Genomic DNA, 24229 nt, shown 5'->3' on the forward strand with positions numbered 1-24229 from the left:
TGCACGCGTTTTGACACGTTCTTTGCTACTACAAACTGATTAATTCGTTTTCAGGCCTTTCAGGCCGGCGAAGGGCGACGCCTTCTCATTCTTCGCAGAGTCGACCAGCGAGGTATCAGGACACACTTCGTGCTTCGGCGACTGCGGCAAGGCAAGCAGGGCCTCATCTTCCACCAGGTCCATGAGATTCATGGAGCGCGCACCGACGATCACGTCAATGCTTTCATCATCAATGATTTCCTCGATCTCGTCCGCATCCTCGTCGTCCTTGCCGAGCATCAGGAGCGTCGACGAATCGATGTCGTAATCAAACGGGGTCAGGCAGCGCTGGCACACCAATTGCACTTTGCCGGCAACGGTCAGGCGCATCTGCGGGAAGCCCTGTTTGCTGGAACCACCCTCCACCTTCCAGGTCAACTCACCGGAAGTGTTAGCGCATTCCTTGCTAAGCCGGGTCATTTCAGCGACGGGCGTTACCCCTTCCTTGCTGCTGTTGGTCCGACAGAATTCAAAGGCGTCGATCTCAAAAGCATTCATTGGCTAAAATTTCCCTCGAAAACCTGCGATAATAACAGGATTTTCCACGCCGCGTCAAAGACTTGCGAGACTTTCGCTGTTTTTCTACGGCGCAGAGAGCATATAACATTTCCCTGATGAAAACAACCAACATCATTCTTGCTTCCAGTTCGGCCTATCGGCGGGAACTGCTGGCGCGGCTGCATTTGCCGTTCTCGGTCGATGTGCCGGATATCGACGAAAGCCCACTGCCGGGCGAAACTCCCTCTGCCACCGCCCTGCGCCTGGCCCGTGAAAAGGCTGCCGCAGTAGCTGCCCGCCACCCTGGCGCGCTGGTGATCGGCTCCGACCAGGTCGCCACTTTGGACGATGAGCAAATCGGCAAACCTGGCAATCATGCCAATGCCCTCGCCCAGCTGCAAAAAATGCGCGGGCGTGAAGTGGTGTTTCATACCGCGCTTTGCGTGTGGGATGGGCGCAACAATACGCACCAGCTTGAAGACATCCAGACCGTGGTCAAGTTCCGCGATTTGCCGGACGAGGAACTGGATGCCTACCTGCGCATCGAGCAGCCCTATGATTGTGCCGGAAGCGCGAAAAACGAGGCGCTGGGAATTGCGATCCTGGAGCGGATCGATTCCAGCGATCCGACGGCACTCACGGGCTTGCCGCTGATCGCCTTGACTGGCATGCTGCGCGCCGCGGGCGTCAGCTTTTTCCAAAACCGGTAGACCGGTGTCCGACCCACAGGGTCAGACACCAACGGCGCACCGGCCAACACAGTATGCAGACCGGTGTCTGACCCTGCGGGTCTGACACCGCATCACCGGTTTAAAAACATGAACGGCACCCTATACCTCATCCCCAACACCCTCGGCCCCACCGACTCCCTGGACCAGGTCATCCCCCAGCACGTGCAGCAACTGACCTCCCATCTCACCCACTTCGTCGCCGAAAACGCCAAAACCGCCCGCGCCTTCCTGAAGCAAGTCGGCACCGCCAAGCCCATCCAGGAAATCGCGATCAGCGAACTGAACATCAACACGCCGCAAACCGCACTGCAAGCCTTGCTCGAACCCCTGAAAGCTGGCCACGACGTCGGCCTGTTGTCCGAAGCCGGCGTCCCTGCAGTCGCCGACCCGGGCGCCGACCTGGTCCGCCTGGCCCACGCCAACAGCATCCCGGTCCGTCCGCTGGTCGGCCCCTCCTCCATCCTGATGTCCGTGATGGCCAGCGGCCTGAACGGACAAAGTTTCGCCTTCAACGGCTACCTGCCGACCGACGCTGCGCAACGTGCCAAGCGCCTGAAAGAACTGGAAACGCGCTCCCGCCAGGAAAAGCAAACGCAGCTCTTCATCGAAACACCCTACCGCAACGCAGCCATGCTGGAAGCACTGGTCAGCGCATGCACCGGCAGCACGCTGATCTGCGTGGCCACCGACATCAGCCTGCCAACGGAAACGATTCGCACCCGCACGGGCGCGCAATGGAAGGGCCTGCTCGACTCCGGCAAGGCGCCGGATTTCCACAAGAAGCCAACGGTGTTCCTGCTACTGGCCCAATAAGCTATTGAACCGAGTGGGCATACTCATTGACCCACTCAAACGCCTCGCGCTGCAGCGCATACAGCGCCGAAGGCGCCAGGTCCAGCTTGTGCAGGATGCCGGTCAGTTCCCGCCCCTCCTGCGCCCGCTCGATCAGCTCGATCAGGCGCAGCACATCGCCATAATCCCCCTCGCGATGCAACAGCGCATCGCGCACCTCGTCCAGCACATTGACGCTGTCGAGGATTTCGCCCATGCGCACCGAGAACAGCGCATCCATCAGCGACATGATGCCGACCGTAAAACCAATGTCAGCCGCCACCCGTTCCGACGGCCGCACATGCCCCATCACCAGCTCCATGGTCTTGCCGCGCGTGGTCGCCATTTGCAGCAAGGGCGAGTCGAATTCCGAGCCTTTCACATACAGCAGGATCTGCAGCCAGCGCTGCAACTGCCGGCGCCCCAGCACGATCAGGGCATGCCCGACGGAATTGATGCGGAAGCGCGCACCCACCGCCGGGGTATTCACCAGGCGCAACAGGTTCAGGGAAATCAGGGGGTCATGCTTGACGCTGCGCTCCACTTCGCGTTGGTCCGCATCCTGGTTCAGCAAATCGAGCAAGTGCATGATGGAGAGCTGAGATGGCGTAATCTTCTTCCCGCTCAGGATCACCGGCCGCGCGAAATAATAACCCTGGAAGTATTCAAAACCCAGGTCCATGCACTCGCGGAACTCCTCGACCGTCTCCACCTTCTCGGCCAACAGCTTCTGGTTGGGGTTGCGCAAGTTGCGCGCCAGGGCCGGCAGGCTGCCGCGCTCGATCTGCTTGATGTCGACCTTGATCACATCCATCAAGGGACGTAACGCCGTCACGGCATCACTCTCCCCCGCCACATCGTCGAGGGCGAACTTGTAGCCCGCCTGCTTCAGTTCCTGCACCCGCTTCAGCACGTCCGGCGTCGGCTCGACCGACTCCAGCACCTCGAGGATGACCTTGTCATTCGGCAGGAAGTGAATGAAATCGCTCATCAATCCCGTCGTGTCGACATTGACGAAAGCGAGCTGGTCGCCCACGACCTGCTCCATGCCCAGCTCGGAAGCATGGGCAATCACGGAGGCAGTGGCATGGGTTCCGTCCGTCACACGGGCTTCGTGGACTTCGGCATTTCGGTAGAGCAGCTCGTAGGCCACGAGCCGCTGGCTGCGGTTGAGGATGGGTTGCCGTGCCAAGAAGAACTGATTGGCATACGGCATTGGGATCTGCACTTCACTTTCAACCACGGCTGTCATGGGTTTCCCCATTGTTAAGACTCATGGTGTCAAGACTATACCCATTAGTGCAGTCCTGGCAACATTTTTATGTTGTGCGCTGCGGGACCTTCTTGCTTGTGGCCGCCTCGCCACTCTCCAGCGTGAACTGCGCACCGGCATCACGGCCCAAAACCTGCACCAGGTAGGGCATCACCTGGCGCAGCATCGGCTCCAGCGTGTACGGAGGATTCAGCAGGAACATGCCGCTCGTATGCAGCGCGATGCCGTCCGGGGTTGGCGTGCTGATGCACAGGGTCACGTTCAGCCAGCTCTTGGCCGGCAAGTGCTTCAGGCGCTCGGCGAAGTTGCGCGCCTCAATGCGCTGCAGCACCGGATACCAGACCGCATACGTGCCGGTCGGGAAGCGCTTCAGCGCATCGTTCAGCATGTCAGTGACCTTCTTGTAGTCCTGCTTGTCCTCATAGGGAGGATCGCACAGCACCATGCCGCGGCGCGATGGCGGCGGCAGCAACGCCTTCACGCCCAGGAAACCATCCGCCTTGTTGACGATCACACGCTTGCCGCGCGCAGCAGGCCGGCGGCCATTGGCCGCCTGGTGCTGCTCCAGCTTGTGGAAATTGTCGGCCAGGATCTTGGCGTCCGACGGGTGCAGCTCGAACAGGCGAAGGCGGTCTTCTTCGCGCGCCACGATTTCGGCGCAGTAAGGCGAACCAGGGTAGAAGCGCAGTTTGCCGCTTGGGTTCAGGTCCTTGATCAGTTGAACGTAGTCGGCCAGCGGTTCCGGCAGGTCATCACGATCCCACAATGAGCCGATGCCGGTCTCGAATTCAGCGGTCTTGGTGGCTTGCGCGCTATCCAGCGAATAAACGCCGGCGCCGGCATGCGTGTCGATATAGGTGTAAGGGACGTCCTTCTGGTTCAGGTATTCGAGGACCTGGACCAGGACAAAGTGCTTGAGGACGTCGGCGTGATTGCCGGCATGGAACGCGTGGCGGTAACTGAACATAGGAGAGGCGGGTCAATAAGATTTGCCGGCATTATCTCATGCGCATGATCGCCTGCGATACACTGGCCAAATGATCACCCTTCTTCCAGTGGCCAGCACCGACATCCCAGCCCTGTGGGAATTGCGCACCCGCGCGCTGCGCAGCCAATGCGCCGGCCACTACGATCCCCTCACATTGAGCACGTGGGCCGCAGCCCCGGCGCCCTCGACCTATCCCGCCTTGCTGGCCCAAGGCGGCGGCATCAAGGCCTATATCAACGGCGAACTAGCCGGATACGCCATCCTCGACCTGGAGAGCAATGAGGTGGATGCGGTCTTTGTCGAACCGCGATTTGGCGGCCAGGGCGTAGGCAAATGCCTGTTGAAAGCCCTGGAGCAGATGGCCGGCGAACCCGCCGCCCTGCACCTCTATGCTTCGCTGAACGCAGTCCCCTTCTACGAAGCGGCCGGCTATCGAGCAATGAAGAACACGCAGTACCAGCATCCCTCGGGAATCCTGCTGGACTGCGTGTTCATGACCCGCACTTAAGCGACTTTCTTCTTCTCGTCGAAGAACTGCTCGTCTTCGGTCGATCCATGCAGGGCCGTGGTGGAACTCTGGCCCTGCTGGATGGTTTGAGTCACGGCATCGAAGTAGCCCGTACCGACTTCGCGCTGGTGCTTGACCGCGGTGAATCCTTTGGCGGCCGCGGCGAATTCGGCTTCCTGCAGCTCCACGAAGGCGGACATCTGGCGGCGCGCATAGCCATGGGCCAGGTCGAACATGCCGTAGTTCAGGGAATGGAAGCCGGCCAGCGTGATGAACTGGAACTTGTAGCCCATCGCCCCCAGCTCTTTCTGGAATTTGGCAATGGTCGCGTCGTCGAGGTTTTTCTTCCAGTTGAAGGAAGGCGAGCAGTTATAGGCCAGCAGCTTGCCGGGGAATTTGGCATGCACGGCTTCGGCGAAGGCCTTGGCGAATGCCAGGTCAGGCTTGCCGGTTTCGCACCACACCAGGTCAGCGTAAGGAGCGTAGGCCAGCGCGCGGGAAACCGACTGCTCCAGGCCATTGCGCACCTTGTAGAAGCCTTCCACGGTGCGTTCGCCGGTGCAGAAAGGCTTGTCGTTGTGGTCCACGTCGGAGGTCAGCAAGTCCGCCGCTTCAGCGTCGGTACGGGCGATCACCAGGGTCGAGGTGCCCATGACGTCAGCCGCAAGGCGCGCAGCGGTCAGTTTTTCGACGGCTTCGCGGGTTGGCACCAGCACCTTGCCTCCCATGTGGCCGCACTTTTTCACCGAAGCCAATTGGTCTTCGAAGTGCACGCCCGAAGCGCCGGCTTCGATCATGGCCTTCATCAGTTCGAAGGCATTCAGCACGCCGCCGAAGCCGGCTTCCGCGTCCGCAACGATAGGCGCGAAGAAGTCGATATCGTCCTTGCCCTCAGACCACTGGATCTGGTCGGCGCGCTGGAAGGTATTGTTGATGCGGCGGACAACCATCGGCACCGAATTGGCAGGATACAGCGACTGGTCCGGATACATCTCGCCCGCCAGGTTGGCATCGCCAGCCACCTGCCAGCCTGACAGGTAGATCGCCTTCAGGCCGGCCTTCACCTGCTGCATGGCCTGGTTGCCGGTCAACGCGCCCAGCGCATTGACGAAGGGTTCGTTGTTCACCAGGTCCCACAGCTTTTCCGCGCCGCGCTTGGCCAGGGTGTGCTCGATGGCCAGCGAGCCGCGCAGGCGCACCACGTCTCCGGCGGTGTATGTGCGAGTGACTCCCTTCCAGCGTGGATTGGTATCCCAGTCGTGCTGCAGGGCAGCGATTTGTTCGGCGCGAGTAGCCATGATGATCTCCTACGAAAGCGTTAGAAAACGAAAACCGTTAGAGATATCTTAGGCGTGATTGTTCTGGTGCAACACGTCTTATATAAGACATATAAGCGCCTTTTATTCGCGCAAAATCAAACACTTGAGGCGCATGTTCCATGATGCGGAACGCCATTTCTCCTTTCGAGAGAAACAAGGTTTCTTGATTTGACGCACTTTCCATCGCATGAAATGATGATTTCACATGGTGGAAAGCGCACCAGTATCAGGCGAGCTTTTGCTTGGCCACCAGCACACCATCCGCATCCGCATAGATCCAGTCGCCGGGGCACACTGCGACGCCAGCAATCTGCACATTCACATCGCGCTTGCCGACGCCGTCACGCGCACTACGCTGGGGATGCGTCGCCAAGGCCATGATGCCGACGTCGCACTCCGCCAGCTCCGCGCTATCGCGCACGCAGCCATCGACAATCACGCCTGCCCAGCCGTTGTTCTGCGCCAGCAGGCCAAGCTGGCCGCCGACAAGCGCCCGGCGCAGGCTGCCGCCGCCATCGATTACCGGCACCCTGCCCCCGCCCTGGGTTTCGAGGGTCGCACGCACCAGCGCATTATCCTCATGCACTTTCAGCGTCGCAGCCGGCCCGGAAAACTGGGCTCGCTTGCCGAAGTGGCGGAAGAATGGAGACAGGACTTGCAGGCTGCCGTCGTCCAGCATCGCAGGATTGTCGTCACAAAGGTCTGTCGTGGCAAAACTCATGGCATTACTCGCGGTTATGGAAGATGACACGACTATATCAGGCTGCAACGTTGGCGGTGGCGCGGGTACGGCTGCCAACGCCGGTCGCGGTAGCGATGGCCAGCAGCAGGAAAAAGGCGATGCCGGCGAAGACGTACTGCGGCTTGCCTGCGTCCATCATCAGGCCGAATAGCAGAGGCCCGACCGACAGGCCGCTATCCAGGCCGGAATACACCACGCCGTACACGCGGCCCGTGGCATTCTTCGGCGCTGCGGCGCGGATCATCAAGTCGCGCGATGGTCCTGCAATGCCGGAGAAAAAGCCGACCAGCGCCATCAAGGCTACGGCACCCCAAGCGGGAACCACCGCCATGCCAAGCAGCAGGGCCAGGACGGCGGCCAGCGCGAAGGCGGCGGCAATGGTACGGTCGTGGTTCTTGCGCCCAGCACCGAGGAAGCCGCCCAGCATCATGCCAACCGCGGACGCCAGCATATAGGCCGTGAAGGCGCTGGTCGCCATCGCCAGCGACATGCCGTACAGCTTGACCAGTCCGGTCGAGGCGAAACTCTGGATGCCGCCCAACGCCAGCGCAGTCAGGAAGAAGAAGCCAAAGCACATCCACACCGAAGGCAGTCGCAGGAAATCAAACGAGCCGCCCTGCCGCGCGCCGGCGGCGTGATGAATGACAGGATCAGGGCGCAAGGCTGCGCGGTTCCACCACAGGATCGCCAGCACGATCGCGGGCAGCGCTGCAGCCGACAGCAAGGCGGTACGCCAATCCGTGGCACTGGCCACGCCAGTCAGGAACAGCGGCGCGGCAGCCCAGCCAATGCTGCCGCTGATGCCATGCACGGAAAAACCATGCGCCAGGCGGTCGCGCGACACGCGCTGGTTGAGGATCGTGTAGTCCGCCGGGTGGAAGATGCTGTTGCCCATGCCCGCCATCAGCGCGCCCGCCACCAGGCCGGCATAATTCTGGGCATTCGACAGCACCAGCGCCGATACCCCTAGCATCGCCATGCCTGAAAACAGCACGCGGCGCGCGCCGACCCGGTCCACCACAAAGCCGGCCAGGGCCTGGCCAATGCCCGACACCACAAAGAACACCGTCATCAGCAAGGCCAGCTCCGAGTAGCTCAGGCCGAAAGCCGTCTTCAGCCAGGGAAACAGGGCAGCCAGGATCAGGTGATAGAAATGCGAGACGCCATGCGCCAGCCCGACCAGGCCGATCACGCGGGCATCCGTGCGTAAGGTTTGCTTATCCATTCTGTGCCTCATTCGTATAAAGAATGGAAACATTTTAGAAAAACATCGCCCGTCTGTTTTGAGCTAGGATGACATCATTTATCGCAAAACCGCCATCCCATGCCGATCAAGATCGTCACCCATACCGGCCCGCACGAAAGCCGCCGTGAGCCGAGCGCCGTGCAGCCTGTCACCATGATCGCCCGCGACCTGGTCAGCGAACGGTCACTGCAGGCGCATACCCACGACTGCGCCCAACTGACCCTGGCGCTGGAGGGCGTCATCCGCGTGAATGCGATGGACAGCAGCTGGATCGTGCCGCCGCAGCGCGCCATCTGGACCGCCGCCAATGTCGAGCACTCGCTGAGCGTGATCGAAACCGCGCGCCTGCGCCCGGTCTACGTCGTGTCGTCTTACGACCCCTTCCCCGGTGAACCGTGCAAGGTGCTCGAAGTCTCGCCGCTGCTGCGCGAGCTGGTCGTGGCACTGGAGCTGGAAGATCCGGAGGTCCCGACCCACCGCTCCCAGCTGCTCTGCAAGCTGATCCTGGACGAATTGCCGCACCTGGCCACGCGTCCGATCCGCGTCCCCATGCCGCGCGACAAGCGACTGAAAAGCCTGTGCGATGCCCTGCTCGCCGATCCGGGCGCAACGCACACTCTGGAAGAATGGGCAAGCAAAGCTGGCGCATCGGAGCGCACGCTGGCGCGCCTGTTTGAAAAGGAACTGGGCATGAGTTTCGGCCAGTGGCGCCAGCAGGCCCGGCTCGCACATGCCGCGCCGATGATTTCCAGCGGCATGCCCTTGTCGCAGGTCGCCGATGCGCTGGGCTATTCAAGCCAGTCCGCCTTCACCGCCATGTTCCGCAAGACCTTCGGCTGCCCGCCTACCGAGTTTTTCAACACCCGCATCTGATAAAAATCAAACCTGCTGTCGATGGCCTCCCGGCCGCGCTTGCCTGCCCGCGTTTGCGCTGCCTACACTCACTTCGGAGACGCGGACTGGTGGCGCGACGCGGTCTCGGCGTCGAGCATCTCCCGCAGCCTCACGAACAAAGGCGCCGTAGCTGTGTGCTTGCGGCCGTACCCCAGGTTGAAGGCATAGTCGAAATCGGGCGGATTATCGCCCTGGTTGTGCTGGAGGATGGTTTCCAGCTTGTCGAAGGCTTTCACCGCCTGGGCTTCTGGCGTGGCGGCGGCTTCATACTCGTCCCACAGGGCAATGATTTCCGCGCGCAGTGGCGGGTCGAGGTCGCGCGTCAGGGTATGCAAGTCTTCGCGTTCCTGCGCTGACTTGCCGGGATGGGCGTGTTGGTGGATCGCAGGAATGTCGCCATGGATCGCTTCGCCGAGGTCGTGCACGATGCACAGCTTCAGCACGCGGGCGAGATCCAGCCCAGGCAGTTCGTCGGCGAACACCAGCGCCATCAGCGCCAGCCGCCAACTATGCTCGGCGGTGCTTTCCGGCCGTCCGGTCGAAGTGAAACCGCTGCGCAGGACGCTCTTCAGCCGTTCCGCTTCGCGCAGGAATTCCAGCCGGCCCGCCAACATTGACTCATTCATGGTGTGCTCCTGTCAGAGCCACGAGTTTACGCAATTTGGAGGTTGTATGTCACCAGGATTCAAGCTGCTAGATAAATGGTGGCAATGGCTGCTGGTCTATCCCGGACTGGCCATTGCCCTTATCCCTGTCGTCACCGATTATCTCAAGTCCAGTGAAGGCGACAAACAGTTCGCACTCTGGACCAGGAATATCAGCTGCGTCGAGGCGCCCTTCGCCGGCGTCGTGAACGAATTCAATGTGCAGACCTCGGCCACGATCTGCAAATCGGGCGATGTCCTGGTCCGGTTTATCGGCCCCGGCGACAAGCGGGCCTACCGCTGGGTGCCGGTGGAGCTATTCGGCCTGCGCAGCGCAGGCAGCTTCAGCCTGATCGGCAATGCAATGGCCCAGGCGCCACGGGCGCGCCAGCGTGAAGAGATCATCTGTCAATGGACGCTGCCCAACGGCTGGGTCATTCGCAGGGTGAAGATCAACGACAGCTGTTTTGAAGAACAGATATGGGGCGCCACGGGTGAAGTCAAGGGGCGGCGGTCAGTCGACTGCCGCGCCCCTTGCCGCTGAGCTCAAGCCTTGCGGAAGGCCAGCTCGTTGCCCTCGGCATCGATGCGGATCGTGTCTTTCGGCCCAAAGCGGCCTTCCAGGATCAGCTTCGACAACGGATTTTCGATCTGCTGCTGCACCGCGCGCTTCAGCGGACGCGCACCGTACACCGGGTCGTAGCCCGCCTCGGCGATCTTCTGCAGGGCCGCGTCGGTGACTTCCATCCCCATGTCCATGCGCTTCAGGCGCTGCTCCAGGATCTGCAGCTGGATGCGGGCAATCGAACCGATATGCTTGTCGTCCAGGCCGTGGAACACCACGATCTCGTCGATCCGGTTGATGAACTCCGGACGGAAGTGGCCACGCACCTCGGCCATCACCGCCAGCTTCACCACTGCCGGATCGGATTCGTCCAGCGACTGGATCTTCTGCGAGCCCAGGTTCGAGGTCATGATCACCACCGTGTTCTTGAAGTCCACGGTGCGGCCCTGCCCGTCCGTCATGCGGCCGTCATCCAGCACTTGCAGCAGCACGTTGAACACGTCCGGGTGCGCTTTCTCGATCTCGTCCAGCAGGATCACGCTGTAAGGCTTGCGGCGCACGGCTTCGGTCAGGTAGCCGCCCTCGTCGTAACCCACATAGCCTGGCGGCGCGCCGATCAGGCGGGCCACCGAATGCTTCTCCATGAATTCGCTCATGTCGATGCGGATCAGCGATTCCTCCGAATCGAACAGGAAGTTCGCCAGCGCCTTGGTCAGCTCGGTCTTGCCGACGCCGGTCGGGCCGAGGAACATGAAGGAGCCGTACGGACGGTTCGGGTCCGACAGGCCTGCACGCGAACGTCGGATGGCGTCGGCCACCGCGCTGATCGCTTCGTCCTGTCCCACCACGCGCTCGTGCAGCTTCTCTTCGATGTGCAGCAGCTTGTCGCGCTCGCCCTGCATCATGCGCGACACGGGAATGCCGGTCGCGCGCGATACCACCTCGGCGATTTCCTCCGCCCCGACCTGGGTGCGCAGCAGCTTCGGCTTGTCGCCCGCCTGCTCGGCGGCGCCGGCGGCTTCGGCCTGCTTCAGTTGCGACTCCAGCTCCGGCAGCTTGCCGTACTGGAGCTCGGACACGCGCTGCCAGTTGGAAGCGCGGGTCGCCTCTTCCATCTGCTGCTTGATGCGTTCGATTTCCTCCTTGATGTGGGTAGTGCCTTGCACATTGGCTTTTTCAGCCTTCAGCACTTCCTCGTAATCGTTGTATTCGCGCTGCAGCTTGGCGATTTCATCGTCCAGCAGTTGCAGGCGGGCGCGCGAGGCTTCGTCCTTTTCGCGCTTGACCGCTTCCTTCTCGATCTTGAGCTGGATCAGGCGGCGTTCGAGCTTGTCCATCACCTCCGGCTTGGAGTCGATCTCGATCTTGATCTTGGACGCGGCTTCGTCGATCAGATCGATCGCCTTGTCGGGCAGGAAGCGGTCGGTGATGTAGCGGTGCGACAGCTCCGCCGCCGCGATGATCGCCGGGTCGGTGATCTCCACCTTGTGGTGCAGCTCGTACTTGTCCTGCAAGCCGCGCAGGATGGCGATGGTGGCCTCCACGCTTGGCTCGTCGACCAGGATCTTCTGGAAGCGGCGCTCCAGCGCGGCATCCTTTTCGATGTATTTGCGGTATTCGTCAAGCGTGGTCGCACCGAGGCAATGCAATTCGCCGCGCGCCAGCGCAGGCTTCAGCATATTGCCGGCGTCCATGGCGCCTTCGGCCTTGCCGGCGCCGACCATGGTGTGCAGCTCGTCGATGAAGACGATGGTCTGGCCCTCGTCCTGCGCCAGCTCCTTCAGCACGGATTTCAGGCGCTCCTCGAACTCGCCGCGGTACTTGGCGCCGGCCAGCAGGGCCGCCATGTCGAGCGACAGCACGCGCTTGCCGCGCAGGGAGTCCGGCACCTCATTGTTGACGATGCGCTGGGCCAAGCCCTCCACGATGGCGGTCTTGCCCACGCCCGGTTCGCCGATCAGCACAGGATTGTTCTTGGTACGTCGCTGCAGTACCTGGATGGCGCGGCGGATCTCGTCGTCGCGGCCGATCACCGGGTCCAGCTTGCCCATGCGGGCACGCTCGGTCAGGTCGAGGGTGTATTTTTTCAGCGCTTCGCGCTGGCCTTCCGCTTCCTGCGAATCGACCTTGGCGCCGCCGCGCACGGCGTCGATGGCGGTTTCCAGGGCTTTGCGCTGCAGGCCGTTCTCACGTGCCAGCTTACCGGCGTCGCCCTTGTCTTCCGTGATCGCCAGCAGCACCATTTCGCTGGAGACGAACTGGTCGCCGCGCTTCTGCGTTTCGCGGTCGGCCTGGTTCAGCATGTTGACGAACTCGCGGCTGACCGTCACGTCGCCGCCGGACACCTTGGGCATGCGCTCCAGCGCATGCTTCAACGCCTGCGCCAGCCCGCCGACATTCACGCCGGCGCGCTGCAGCAGCGAGCGCGCGCCACCGTCTTCCTGGTTCAACAGGGCCAGCAGCAGGTGCGCGGGTTCAATGTATTGGTTGTCGTTGCCGACGGCCAGGCTCTGGGCATCGGCGAGTGCTTCTTGCAGTTTTGTTGTGAGTTTGTCTTGGCGCATTTCAAACGCTCCTGATGAATTGTCAAGGACAACATGAGGATGCGTTGTTACATTTCAAGACCACTTCTTTAACGCATCGTCGTCGCTCGTGCGTGCATCAACCCAGCGGGCGCCCTCGGGCGTCTGTTCCTTCTTCCAGAACGGCGCCTCGGTCTTGAGGTAATCGATAATAAATTCACAAGCCGAGAAGCCCTCGCCCCGGTGCGGTGAAGTGACCGCCACCAGAACGATCTGGTCCATGGGCTTGAGCGGCCCGACGCGATGAATGACCAGCGCACCATAGATCGGCCAGCGGGCCTTGGCCTGGTCGATAATGGCCTGGATCGACTGCTCGGTCATGCCCGGGTAATGCTCCAGCTCCATTTCGGCAACCGCGGCGTCCTCGTTCAGGTCGCGCACCGTGCCAACGAAACTGACTATAGCGCCAACCTTGGCGTTCCCGGCGCGCAGTTGCGCCACTTCATGCGACAGGTCGAAATCTTCTTCCTGGATCCTTACTTCGCTCATTTACCCTCCGCCCCGGTCTTGCGGAACAGCTGCTCGATGCGGCTGGCAGTACGTGCGTCCACCAGTGCGGGCATGGCACACAAGGCAAGGAACTGGGCGGCGTGGCTGGCCGGCTTCTGGCCGGACTTGAGGGAGGATTGCAACACTTCTACCTGCATTTTCAATCGGTCTTTCGCAAATTCGGCGCCGCTGTCGATGCCGGCCATGATTTCGAGGCGCAGCACTTCGGACAGCAAGCGTTGACGGTTGGTTTCCAGTTGGCCGGCGTAGTCGGAGCGCGCAGCAGCGCCCTCCCCGGCTGCTTTCAGCGCGGCGTCGAAGCGGGCGCGCAAGGTGCGCTCCTGCTCGGCCGGCAGGGCTGCCAGGGCTTGCCAACGATTGTTCCAGTCGGCGCAGTCGATTTCGCCGGCTCCGGCCAGCGCGCTTTCCAGTGCCTGTGCCAGGCGCAGCTTTTCACGCAGGGCGCTGGCTTGTGCCGCGCCGGCGCGCTTGCGGATGGCGTCAGCCTGCGCTTGCAAGGCGCCGACGGCGGCGCGGTAGCGCTGGTCGATCTTCTGCTCGCTGGCGCGCGGCACCACGCCGGAAGCATGCCATGCGGCGGCAGCATCTTTCAGGGCCTTGCCGATGGCCGCCAGGGCGGCCTTGTCGTCGCCTTCGAAGGCCGCCGACTCGAGGCCGGCGCAAATCGCTTCGCGCGCGTGCAAGTGGGCCTTGCGTTCGTGGTCCGCCGCGTGGGCGTGTTCCTTGCGCCTGGCGAAAATCTGGTCGCAGGCGGCACGGAATTTCTGCCACAAAGCCTGCTCGGTCTTGCGCTCCAGCGGCAAGGCGCGGGCATGGCCCTGCCAGGACTCCTGCAGGCGGCGCAAGGTGTCGATGGTGTGGCGGTCCAGCGGATTGAGCTTGCCCACCTCTTCGATCAATTGCTCGCGGCGCGCCACTTCGATCTTGCGCTGCGAATCGAGGGGCGCCATCAGCGCGTCCATCGCCTTGCTGAAGGCCGCGTCCAGCCGTTTCTTGTCCTTGCGGTCGATCGTACCCAGGCGGCTCCAGGCCTGGCGCAGGCGTTGCGTCGACGATGCCAGGGTGCGCCAGTCGTGCGTGTGCGGCAGGTTGCCGGAGGCCGATTCCTCGCGGTCGACCTGGGCGCCGCCCGCGGCCTCCAGTTGCGCGCTGTCCTTGGCGATCAGGGCATTTGCCTCGTCGACCAACTGTTGCGCTTTCGCTGCATTGGCGTGGCGCTCGTCGGCCAGGTGCTTGAAGTGGGCGGCGGCTGGAGCGTATGCGGCGGTGCAGGCGGCGTCGAATTTCTCCCACAAGGACTTGGGCGCGGCCCCGGAGACGCCGTCCAGCGCCTTCCAGCGTTCGCGCATGCTGCCGACCTTCTTGGCCAGCTCGCTCATCCCCAGGCCCTCGGCGGGCAGGCTTTCGACGGCGTGCACCAGCTCTTCACGCGAGACATTGCCGCCCCAGCGCGCCCAGTCGCCCAGGCGCTTGAAGTCGGCCCGCACATGGGCCAGGCGCTCGGCCTGGGCTGCCGACAGGCGGCCGGTCTTGCTTTCCTTCAGGGTTTTATCGTGCTCTGCGGCAATGTGGAGCTGGCCTTGCGCCAGTGCGGTTTCCATCGCTTCGACCAGGTCCATGAACTGGCGGTTGGCTTCCTGCTCGGCGGGCGATGGCTTGTGTTTTTCCTTTGGTGGGCGCGGCGGGCGGGCGGCCAGCGCATCGTGGCCGTCGGCGTGCGTGACGGCGTCGCCATGCGGCGGCGCCGGCGGCGCGCTGGCGCCAGGCGCCGGAGCGGCATCGTCCACTGCGCTTGCTGCGGCGCCCTTGGCGGGGACGCGTTCGGCCTCGGCGGCCTCGGCGGCCACTGCTGCCGCTGGCGCGGCGGCGGGCGGTGCGGCCGGCTGCTGCGCGGCGCGTTCCGCAGCCAGGGCAGCATCGAAATCGTTCAGCAGGTGGCGCGGCAGAGATCCGCGCTCGGGCGAGGCCAGGTGTGCCGCATGTTCGCTGGCCAGGCGCTCCAGTTCGACGGGATCGGGATGCTTGCGCAAGGCTGCCAGCGCATCAATCATCGCGCGCTGCAGGGAGACCTGTGCTTCGAGGCGTTCGCCCAGCGCATCGCGGATATGGGTAAATTCAGCCGCAGCGGACGGCGCGGCATCGACCACCTTCCATTGACGGTCCAGGTCAGCCACCAGATTGGGCGTCAACTTTTCATCAGCCAACAAGCGCTGCGCCAGAGCAATACAGGCCTGCGCCTGCTTCTGTTCGGCCTGCACATGGCGGATGGCGTCCAGGCGTCCTTGCACCAGCTTGGCCACCCGGCGGTCCGAGTTGCGCACCGCCTGCTGCACTTTCTCCAGCGCCGCCTGCGAGACGACGTGTTCGGCTGCCGCCAGCCGCACGTCGGCAAATTCACTGTTCAGGATGAGCTCGACCGCAGCAGCCTCGTCGCCCGCAAGGTTGCGGGCCAGCTCGGCTTGCGCCGCGCGGCGTTCTGCGGGAGTGCCGAGCGGCGCCTGCGACCCGCCCGGGCTCGGCTGGCCGGCAACGCTGGCCTGGCTGGCCTGCTGCTTGAAAAGGAACTCAAACATAGTTGTGCTATGAATGGATCAAAACCACCATCATAGCGCAGCGCCGCCCGGCAGGGGCGGCGAATGCAGGCATGGCGTGTTCAGGCCGTGTCCGCAGCGGCGCGATGGGCCAAACGCGTGCGCCGGTGGTAGCGCAGCTTCGGCACAGGAACCACGAGCTCGTCTTCGCTGCGCAGGGAGGCACGCACCTGCTTGGCTTCCAACAAGGCTTTCCTGTCTTTTTCGGCGGAGGCCGGCACGCGGCGCGCTTCCACCACTTGAGCATCATGGGCCAGGAATTTGTTCGCGATATCGAACCAGGCTTCGCCGCCAATGGTGGCGCGGGCAATCGCAAACAGTTCCTTTTCCTCTTTCTCCAGGCGCTGCAACAGCACCGTGCAGAAAGTCTCGATCGATTCGCAGATCTCCGTCACTTGCTGTTCGCTGTACTCCACCGCCGAGTCGAGTTCAGCCTGCAACCGCCGGATCACCGACAAGGCAGACTGGTTCAGCCGGCTCAGCTCGTCGAGCAGCTGGTTGGCCTGTTCCGTCGCATTTTGCAGGGCCGGAATCAGGTACAGCTCGATCTTGCGCCAATGGCAGGCCTGGTACAGGCGCTCCAGGGTTTCGCAAGCATATTCAAGCTGGGAGAGCGTCAGGCGCTGTTGCCGCAACAGCGTCGATTGCACGTATTTTTGAAACGACAGCAGGCTAAGGCGCACGTTAGCCTGTTCAACGGAAAGCGCAACTAATGTATATGTGGCCGTTAACATTCTTGCTCCCAAATATCGCTACGCGGAAACGGAAGTACAAGTGTAAATTAGCCCGACAGGTTCACTTTGACGTACATCAAGGTAACGCCATTCGCCCTCCACAATTTAGGAGGTTTTCAAATCCAGCGCAAGGCGAAGATCAACCATACCAGCTTCTCGCGACGCCGTCACTGTTCCGCCAAATCTTCGCATCAGTTGTTGCATTCCGATATTCTCCGACAGGGCTTCGCCCGTGATTTCGCGCGTTCCGCGGCTGCGGAAATAGTCAAACAATTTCTGGAACAGGATATTTCCCAATCCTTTGCCTTTCAGATCGGAACGCACGATGATCGCGAACTCCGCTTTCTGGTTGTCCGGGTCGGCTACCGCGCGCACCACGCCCAGCGTCTCCGGCTGGCCATCGGCGCCGGTGCGGGTGGCAATGAAGGCCATGGCGCGGTCGTAGTCGATCTGGGTCAGGCGCGCAAGCTGGGTCGGCGGCAATTCCTTCATCGCCGAGAAAAAGCGCAGGCGCACATCGTCGGGGTCGAGCTGGCTGAAAAAGCGCACGTGGGCCGGGGCATCTTCCGGCCGGATCGGGCGCAGCAACAGGGCGGCGCCCTGCCACTGGATTTCCTGCTCCAGCTCTTGCGGATAGGGGCGGATCGCCATGCTGCTTTCGGCGCGGCGCGGGCCCAGCGCGGCCCGTGCGGCATGCACCTGCAGCACGCCGTCCACCACGGTGACTGGGTCGATTTCCAGCGCGGCGATTTCGCCGATGTCGGCCACCAGTTCGGCCACATGCACCAGCGCGCTGCACAGGATTTCGCGTTCGTCGACCAGGGCGCGGCCGACGCCCGTACGCCGCAGCATGTCGCGCGCCAGCACGGTATTCAAGGGCGGCAGGCCGACGGCGCGGTCGTCCACCACGCGCCCGGCGCTGCCGCCCAGGCCAACGCTGATGGCGGGCCCGAAGACAGGGTCGACCTGCATGGCGATGCGCAGCTGCTGCACATTGCCGCCGGCCGGCTCGCTTGCCAGCGGCAGGCCGTAGGCCGCCAGAACGGCGGCCAGGTCGGCGCGCGCCAGCTCGGCCTGGCCGGCGGCGCGCGCCGCTTCCACCAGGTTGCGCGCCGCCTGCCGCTCCGGCACCGAATGCGCGGGCACCTGGGCCGGAACCTCGATCAGCAAGGCCTGGTTGCGCGAATACTGCACCACCTGGCTGTAGGCGCGCACGGCTTTTTCGGGCGTGTCGTAGGTCGGCAGGCCGGCATCGGCGAAGACCTGCCGCGCGCCGGCCACCGAGGCGCCGCCCAGCCAGCAGGAGAGCACGCTGCGGCCGCTCTGGCGCAGCAAGGGCGCCAAGGCCTGCGCCACGCCGGTGCTGGCTGCGGCCGACGATGGCGCGTGCACCACCAGCAATGCATCGGCGCCCGGGTCGGCCAGCAAGGCGCTGGCTACGGCGGCATGGCGTTCGGCACTGGCTTCGCCGCCGATGTCGATCGGGTTGGCCAGCAGCAGCCCGGGCGGCAGCTCGTTGCGCAGGCGCTTGCCGGTATCGGGCGAGAATTGCGCCAGCTTGCCGTGCACGTATTGCAGCGCGTCGGCGGCAAGCTTGCCGGTGCCGCTGCCGTTGCTCATGATGGCCAGGCGCGTGCCGCGCGTGGGCCTTGCGCGCGCCACCGTTTCGACCGCGTCGAACAGGTCGGCCGAGGAATACACGCGCAGCATGCCGGCGCGGCGGATCACGGCGTCGTACACCTTGTCGTCGCCGCTACGGCCGGCCTTCAGCACCACGACCGGCTTGCCGCGCGCCGCCAGCCTGGCGGCGGAAATGAATTTGCGGGCGCAGCTCACCGATTCGATGTGCATGATGATGGCGCTCGTGTCATCGTCCGCCGCCAGGTAGTCCAGCATGTCGCCCAGGTCGATATCGCCGCCCTCCACCACCGATACCACGCGCGAGAAGCCGATGCCGTGCAGCTGTGCCCAGTCCAGCACCGCCGTCATCACGGTCGCCGACTGGGAAATGAAGGCGGTCTTGCCCGGCTTGGCGCCGGCGTGGGCGGCACTGGCGTTCAGGCCTGCCAGCGGCGCGAGCAGGCCGATGCCGCCAGGGCCGAGGATGCGCAGCAGGTATGGGCGCGCCGCCCGCATGATCTGCTGGCCGATGGTAGCGCTGACCGGCGTCAGGATGATGGCGCCGCGCGTGCCGCGGGCGCCCAGGTCGGCGATCAGGGCCGGCACAGTTTCGGGCGGCGTGCAGATGATGGCCAGGTCCGGCGCGCGCGGCAGGGCCGACAGGCGCGGGTAGCATGGAATGCCGCGCAGCTGCTCGTATTTCGGATTGACGGGCCAGATCGCGCCGGCAAAGCCGCTTTCCGCCATGTTGTTCATCACCTGGGTACCCATGCGGTCGGGCCGCAGCGAGGCGCCGAAAATGGCCACCGAACCGGGGTCGAACAGGCTGTCCATATTCCTGATGCTCATGGCGGCTTTCCCTTACCAGCGTGAATAGTGGTCCTCGGTCACGCCTGCCAGTTGCGTGACGATGCGTTTCGGCCCTTCCGGCTCGCTGCGTACCCAGCCGCTGAAGTGGCCCACCGGCTGGATGTAGCGGCTGGCCGCTACCAGCAGGTTGCGGTCCTGGCGGCGCGCGCCGTCGGGGGTAAAGAACAGCTCCAGCTGGTCGTCTTCGGTGAAGATGTGCCAGCGCTGCATGGGGTCGTGCGGGTCGAAGATGAAATGCGCAGGAGCCAGCGGCACCACTTCGCCATCGATCCAGAGCGCATTTTCGTGGCCGCCGAAATAGCCCGATTGCAGGTTGAAGCCCATTTCCAGGTTGTGCCCGGAGGCCCAGCGCCACGAAGTTTCACGTGCCAGCAGGCCGTTCGAATAATCGAAGCTGGCCACGCCTCCATCGAGCTTGTATTCGTCGCGGAAGGTGCGTATTTCACCGTTCAAAGGCATGCCGGGCGACTTCTGCGTGCCGTGCAGCGCCCCGCCCGCCACCGGCCCTGTCGCCAGCAGCAGCGGCGCGATCGGCGGCCCGAATTCTGCGTCGATCTCCATGTAGGGGCAGCGCAAGGCCAACTGGAAGCGTTCGCCTTCCAGCGGTTCGATGCTGACCTGGGCGCTGCGCGTGCGGAACCAGCTTGCCGCGCCGGCGTGCTCGCCGACGCCGACCGACATCCGGCCCGGCAGGCCGTCTTGCGAGAAGTTGGCCATCATATCGTTGTCGTTGCGATCGAAGGCGTAGGCGAAGCAGGTGCTGGTCCAGCCCAGGTCGACGATGGCAACTGCCGCCATCACCTGCTCCGAAACCAGCGAGACGTAATGCCATTTCTTGTGATGGAAGCGGCGCCACAGTCTGCCGCGCGCATGCTCGCCAGCCAGCAAATGCCAGTCGAAAGATTGCGTCGCGCCGGAAAAGCGGCCCAGCAAGGGCTTGCCGTCGGTGCCCACCACGCGTTGCGGCGCCGGGGCGAGCTTCATTGTTCGACTCCCTGGCCGTCCAGCTCCGCCTGCAGCGTGGCGGCGAATCCGGGCGGCTCACTGGCCTGCACCTGCACCTGCGGGCAGCCATGCCAGTTGGCCAGGCGCTGCACCGCGCCGGCAACGTCGCGCACGAAGCGCTCGCTGACGCGGGCGTCCGGCTCCAGCACCAGGTTTTTCAGTTCGAACGTGCCGCCGCGGCGATGCGCCTTGGCGTCGATGCGGCCCACTAGTGCGCCGCGGCGCAGGATAGGCAGCGTGAAGTAGCCGTAGCGGCGCTTTTCGGCTGGCGTATAGCACTCAAGCCGGTAATCGAAGTCGAACAGGTCCAGGGCGCGGCGGCGGTCCCACACTACCGGGTCGAAAGGCGACAGGATGGTGGTGAGCGTCGGCGACAGGCTGCCTTCGGCTGCCGCTTGCGCCAGGTCCGCCAGGTCGTGGTGGATGTACACCGGGTCTTTCCAGCCGTCGACGCGGGCGCGCAGCAGCAAGCCTTCCTCGGCCAGCGCTTCGAGGTCCGGACGCGGCGGCTTGGTGCGGTAGTAATCGGCCACCCAGGCGCTGCGCGCAAGGCCCAGGGCGCGCACCGATTTCAGCGCCAGTTCGCGCCGGGTTTCATCCATGCCGGGCATGCGGCTGTCGTCCCAGTCCGGCAGCACGCGCTCGGCCAGGTCGTACACGCGCTGGAAATTCTGGCGCCGCGCGATCATCAGCTCGCCGGCGGTGAACAGCACTTCCAGCGAGCGCTTCTCCGGCTTCCATTCCCACCATCCGCCGGCCTTGCCGTCGGTACGCTCGAAATCGGCGGAGCGCACCGGCCCATTGCTGCGGATATGCTGCAGCACGCGCTCGACGTCGGCGCGCCGTTCCTTCATCCACTGCGCCGAATACTTCCATCCCATCGCGCCCGGATCGACCATGCGATGGCGCAGCAGGCGGTAATCTTCGATCGGCACGAAGCACGCCTCATGCGCCCAGTATTCGAACAGCGCCCCTTCGGCCAGGTGCTCTTCCAGCCAGGGCTGGGGATAGTCGCCCAGGCGGCTCCACAACACCAGGTAGGGGCTGCGCGCCACCACATGGATGGTGTCGATCTGCAGCACGCCCATGCTGCGGATCGCTTCCAGCACGTCGCCTTTCTGCGCCTTGCGCCGGCGCGGTTGCAGCAGGCCTTGCGCAGCCAGGTGCAAGGCACGTGCCGCGGCGAGGGAGAGATTCAGTTCGGTCAAGACTCGGTTCCCGTAGGGTGTGAACGCCTATTCTAATAGCGAATTGACAGTATTTCTTGGCATTTTGCGAATGATGGTGGCTGCCAGGCAGCATTGATCCGTTTTTTTGACCCCGCTGCCGGGGTTTGAGTGCAAAATAAGCCTGTGCCAACATCCACCGCCCGTCAGATTTTCCGCAAGCTGTATCGCATGATACTGCTGCCCTCTTTCACGCTGGTTTTGCTGGTTGTAATGTGGGCCGACGTGTTCTACCAGCTCAGGCAGGACGCTGAAAGCGCGCATTACGACGCCGTCCAGCACAGCCATTCGCTGGCGCGCACGCTGGCCGAGCACTCCGGCCATTTGCTGCGCCAGGCGGACCATGCCACCCAGCTTTTCAAGCTCAAGTTCGAAGAAACCAACGGCGCCCTGCGCCTGCCCGAATTCAGCAAACGCGGCGGCCTGCTGGACTCCGTCATGCCGGCCCGCCTCGAATTGCCGATCGCCCTGATCGACGCCAACGGCAAGCTGGTGGAGAGCATGCACGGCGTTTTCCCGGCCAATTCGGCCAACCTGGGATTCTTCAAGGCCCTTGCCACGACAGCCGGCGACGCAGCCCTGGTCACCAACCCGATGGTGGAACCGATCACCAGGAAGTGGCAAATCCAGATCGCACGCCGGCTGGACGACAAGGCCGGCAAGTTCGCCGGCGTGATCGTGCTGATGATCGACCCGGCCTATTTCGTCGAGGACTACGACCGCCTGCACGTGGACGAAGGCGGGCTGGTCATGCTGATCAGCCGCGACACCGCCCTGGCCACCGGCCGCGTCGACGAAAAGCTGTTCATCACCGACACCATCGACTACGTCGCGCCGTCCGACCCGGTCAACCTGCCGGAAGAACTGCTGCTCAAGACCCCTATCGACAAAACGGAGCGCATCTACGGCTTTCGCGACATGCCGCGCTACTCGCTCACCGCCGTGGTGGGCGACGCCAAAGAGCACGCGCTGGCCAAGTACTATAGCCAGCGGCGCCTGTACTTTGGCGTCACCGCCATCGTTTCGGTGGTGGTGCTGGTATTCAGCCTCCTGCTCACGCAGCAGGCGCAGCGCCTGCGCGAGAGCACCCGCGAAGCGACCTACGCGCGCGAAAAGCTGCACGCCGCCGTCGATGCCAGCCTTGACGCCCTGTTCCTGATCAAGGCCTGCCGCGCCGGCGGCAACGCCGGCGCGATTACCGATTTCATCCTGGTCGACGTGAACGAGCGCGGCGCCCGCATCCTCGGCCACGCCTCCGACGACGCGCTGGGCAAGCGCATGGGCGACATGCTTCCCCTCTGGCATAGCGAGGGCATGTTCGACAAATGCATGGGCGTGATGCGCACCGGCGAGCCGCTGGAAGAGGAATTCGAATCGGCTGTATTCGGCGAACCGCTCTGGCTGCGGCACCAGATCGTCGCCATCGAGGACGGCGTCGCCGTCACCGCGCGCAATATCACCGAGCGCAAACGTTCGGAAATGGCCGTGCGCCAGAACCAGGCCGAGCTGCAGGCCGTCAACGATGCCTCGCCGCTTGGCCTGGTACGCGCCGACAAGGACGGCAAATGCACCTACGTCAACCGGACATTCGAAGCAATCACCGGCATGCCGCGCGACGCGGCGCTGGGGGACGGCTGGTTCGACGCCGTCCATCCCAACGACCGCGACATGCTGCGCGCTTCGCTGCGCCACCTGAATACGACCCAGCAGGCCTTCCAGGAAACCCTGCGCTGCGTGCACCCGGACGGCAAGATAGTCTGGACCTCGATCAAGGTGGCCCCGATCGTGATCGACAATGCAATAGCCGGCTATGTCGGAACGCTGGACGACATCACGCTGGTGCGCAAGTCCGTCATGGCCCTGCGCGAAAGCGAGGCCCGCCTGCGCACCATCGCCGATACCCTGCCCGCCATGATCGCCTACGTCGACTTCGAAGAGATCTATCGCTTCCACAACCTCGCCTATGAGCGTGAATTCAGCAAGACCGGCCTGCAGGTCACGGGCCGCACGGTGCAGGAAACGGTCGGCGAGAAGCGCTATGCCTTGCTGCAACCCTACATCGCGCGTGTCTTGCGCGGCGAGACCCTGACCTTTGAGGAAGAAGACGATACCGGCGACCACCTGCGCACTTACGACGTGGTCTACATTCCGCAGCTGGACGAAGACGGCATCACCGTGATCGGCTTCCACGTGATGCGCCAGGACGTGACGGCGCAAAAGCGCGAGAAACAGCGCCTGCTCAAACTGTCGCAAGTCGATGCGCTGACCGGGCTCACCAACCGTGCCGGCTTCCTGCAAAAATTGAGCGAGACCATGGCGGCCTGCCGCGAGGGCGGAAGCCTGATGGCGGTGATGTACCTCGACATCGACCGTTTCAAGCCGGTCAACGATACCTACGGCCATGCGGTTGGCGACGCGCTGCTCAAGGCGTTTTCGGCGCGGCTGTCCAATACCGTTCGCGCCAGCGATACCGTGGCGCGCCTGGGCGGCGATGAGTTCACCATCATCATGGACCATATCTCCAGGACCGAGGACGCCGCCGTCACCGCGTCCAAGATCGTGCACGCCATGCAGCAACCTTTCGAGCTCGATGGCATCCTGGCCAATGTCTCGACCAGCATCGGCCTGACCTATTACCGCGATGAAGATCTCAGCCCCGCAGAATTGCTGAAACGCGCCGACCTGCTGCTGTATGAAGCCAAGCAGGCCGGCCGCAACACCTTCCGCAGCGGCGAGCCGTTGCCGGCAATGCGCTCTCCGAACGCGGCCTGACCGGGATCAAGACACCGGACAGCCGTTTGCGCTATATTTGC

General features: G+C 63.5%; 20 protein-coding genes. 6 read left to right on the forward strand and 14 right to left on the reverse strand.

Annotated features, from left to right (window positions below; all coding sequences use genetic code 11):
- Positions 1 to 39: 39 nt before the first annotated feature.
- Positions 40 to 537 carry a YceD family protein gene (locus ACN9MY_RS21150; protein ID WP_426318529.1) on the reverse strand — a complete coding sequence of 166 codons (498 nt, stop codon included), beginning with the start codon at positions 535 to 537 and terminating at the stop codon, positions 40 to 42.
- Between the two features lie 116 nt (positions 538 to 653).
- Between ACN9MY_RS21150 and ACN9MY_RS21155 the strand changes: the two genes are divergently transcribed.
- Positions 654 to 1247: a Maf-like protein gene (locus ACN9MY_RS21155; protein ID WP_426323821.1), complete on the forward strand. Its 594-nt coding sequence runs from the start codon at positions 654 to 656 to the stop codon at positions 1245 to 1247.
- Between the two features lie 108 nt (positions 1248 to 1355).
- Positions 1356 to 2081, forward strand: coding sequence for an SAM-dependent methyltransferase (locus ACN9MY_RS21160; protein WP_426162487.1), 726 nt, complete (start codon positions 1356 to 1358; stop codon positions 2079 to 2081).
- A 1-nt stretch (position 2082) separates the two neighbouring features.
- Here ACN9MY_RS21160 and ACN9MY_RS21165 read toward each other — a convergent pair whose 3' ends face one another.
- Positions 2083 to 3351: an EAL and HDOD domain-containing protein gene (locus ACN9MY_RS21165; protein ID WP_426162489.1), complete on the reverse strand. Its 1269-nt coding sequence runs from the start codon at positions 3349 to 3351 to the stop codon at positions 2083 to 2085.
- A gap of 67 nt (positions 3352 to 3418) precedes the next feature.
- Positions 3419 to 4339, reverse strand: a complete 921-nt coding sequence (locus ACN9MY_RS21170; protein ID WP_426336094.1) for a 23S rRNA (adenine(2030)-N(6))-methyltransferase RlmJ — start codon at positions 4337 to 4339, stop codon at positions 3419 to 3421.
- A 70-nt stretch (positions 4340 to 4409) separates the two neighbouring features.
- Between ACN9MY_RS21170 and ACN9MY_RS21175 the strand changes: the two genes are divergently transcribed.
- Positions 4410 to 4868 (forward strand): GNAT family N-acetyltransferase, encoded by a 459-nt coding sequence (locus tag ACN9MY_RS21175; protein WP_426318531.1) that lies wholly within the window; start codon positions 4410 to 4412, stop codon positions 4866 to 4868.
- Here ACN9MY_RS21175 and aceA read toward each other — a convergent pair.
- The 3 genes from aceA to ACN9MY_RS21190 form a co-directional block, all read right to left on the reverse strand.
- Entirely contained in the window at positions 4865 to 6166 is a 1302-nt protein-coding gene (gene aceA / locus ACN9MY_RS21180) for an isocitrate lyase (protein WP_426318532.1), read from the reverse strand. The two genes, ACN9MY_RS21175 and aceA, sit on opposite strands and share 4 nt — an antisense overlap.
- 247 nt (positions 6167 to 6413) lie before the next feature.
- Entirely contained in the window at positions 6414 to 6908 is a 495-nt protein-coding gene (gene rraA / locus ACN9MY_RS21185) for a ribonuclease E activity regulator RraA (RefSeq protein ID WP_426336095.1), read from the reverse strand.
- 37 nt (positions 6909 to 6945) lie between these two features.
- Positions 6946 to 8154: an MFS transporter gene (locus ACN9MY_RS21190; RefSeq protein ID WP_426162495.1), complete on the reverse strand. Its 1209-nt coding sequence runs from the start codon at positions 8152 to 8154 to the stop codon at positions 6946 to 6948.
- Between the two features lie 99 nt (positions 8155 to 8253).
- On the opposite strand from ACN9MY_RS21190, the gene ACN9MY_RS21195 reads away from it, so the two are divergent.
- On the forward strand, positions 8254 to 9048 hold the full coding sequence (locus tag ACN9MY_RS21195) for an AraC family transcriptional regulator (protein ID WP_426162496.1): 795 nt from the start codon (positions 8254 to 8256) through the stop codon (positions 9046 to 9048).
- A gap of 68 nt (positions 9049 to 9116) precedes the next feature.
- Here ACN9MY_RS21195 and ACN9MY_RS21200 read toward each other — a convergent pair whose 3' ends face one another.
- Positions 9117 to 9695, reverse strand: a complete 579-nt coding sequence (locus ACN9MY_RS21200; protein ID WP_426318533.1) for an HD domain-containing protein — start codon at positions 9693 to 9695, stop codon at positions 9117 to 9119.
- A gap of 46 nt (positions 9696 to 9741) precedes the next feature.
- Between ACN9MY_RS21200 and ACN9MY_RS21205 the strand changes: the two genes are divergently transcribed.
- Entirely contained in the window at positions 9742 to 10257 is a 516-nt protein-coding gene (locus tag ACN9MY_RS21205; protein WP_426336096.1) for a hypothetical protein, read from the forward strand.
- Between the two features lie 2 nt (positions 10258 to 10259).
- Here the strand turns inward: ACN9MY_RS21205 and clpB are convergent, their stop codons facing one another.
- The 7 genes from clpB to ACN9MY_RS21240 all read right to left on the reverse strand — a co-directional run bounded on the left by clpB (position 10260) and on the right by ACN9MY_RS21240 (position 21398).
- Complete coding sequence (gene clpB, locus ACN9MY_RS21210) at positions 10260 to 12842, reverse strand: ATP-dependent chaperone ClpB (protein ID WP_426162500.1); 2583 nt, start codon at positions 12840 to 12842, stop codon at positions 10260 to 10262.
- 54 nt (positions 12843 to 12896) lie between these two features.
- On the reverse strand, positions 12897 to 13349 hold the full coding sequence (locus ACN9MY_RS21215; protein WP_426318535.1) for a molybdenum cofactor biosynthesis protein MoaE: 453 nt from the start codon (positions 13347 to 13349) through the stop codon (positions 12897 to 12899).
- On the reverse strand, positions 13346 to 15943 hold the full coding sequence (locus ACN9MY_RS21220) for a DUF349 domain-containing protein (RefSeq protein WP_426336097.1): 2598 nt from the start codon (positions 15941 to 15943) through the stop codon (positions 13346 to 13348). The genes ACN9MY_RS21215 and ACN9MY_RS21220 overlap by 4 nt, the downstream gene beginning before the upstream one ends.
- Before the next feature lie 80 nt (positions 15944 to 16023).
- Positions 16024 to 16695 carry a hemerythrin domain-containing protein gene (locus tag ACN9MY_RS21225; RefSeq protein ID WP_426162504.1) on the reverse strand — a complete coding sequence of 224 codons (672 nt, stop codon included), beginning with the start codon at positions 16693 to 16695 and terminating at the stop codon, positions 16024 to 16026.
- A 105-nt stretch (positions 16696 to 16800) separates the two neighbouring features.
- Complete coding sequence (locus ACN9MY_RS21230; RefSeq protein WP_426318537.1) at positions 16801 to 19164, reverse strand: bifunctional acetate--CoA ligase family protein/GNAT family N-acetyltransferase; 2364 nt, start codon at positions 19162 to 19164, stop codon at positions 16801 to 16803.
- Between the two features lie 12 nt (positions 19165 to 19176).
- The gene (locus ACN9MY_RS21235) at positions 19177 to 20169 is read right to left on the reverse strand and encodes a DUF2804 domain-containing protein (RefSeq protein WP_426318538.1); all 993 of its coding nucleotides are present in this window, start codon (positions 20167 to 20169) and stop codon (positions 19177 to 19179) included.
- Positions 20166 to 21398 carry a winged helix-turn-helix domain-containing protein gene (locus ACN9MY_RS21240; RefSeq protein ID WP_426318539.1) on the reverse strand — a complete coding sequence of 411 codons (1233 nt, stop codon included), beginning with the start codon at positions 21396 to 21398 and terminating at the stop codon, positions 20166 to 20168. Before ACN9MY_RS21240 ends, ACN9MY_RS21235 begins: the two co-directional genes overlap by 4 nt.
- A 144-nt stretch (positions 21399 to 21542) precedes the next feature.
- Between ACN9MY_RS21240 and ACN9MY_RS21245 the strand changes: the two genes are divergently transcribed.
- Positions 21543 to 24188: a diguanylate cyclase domain-containing protein gene (locus tag ACN9MY_RS21245; protein ID WP_426336098.1), complete on the forward strand. Its 2646-nt coding sequence runs from the start codon at positions 21543 to 21545 to the stop codon at positions 24186 to 24188.
- The last annotated feature ends 41 nt before the right edge of the window (positions 24189 to 24229 follow it).

The sequence above is a fragment of the Pseudoduganella sp. R-31 genome (genome assembly GCF_049913235.1).
Lineage (GTDB): Bacteria > Pseudomonadota > Gammaproteobacteria > Burkholderiales > Burkholderiaceae_D > Rugamonas.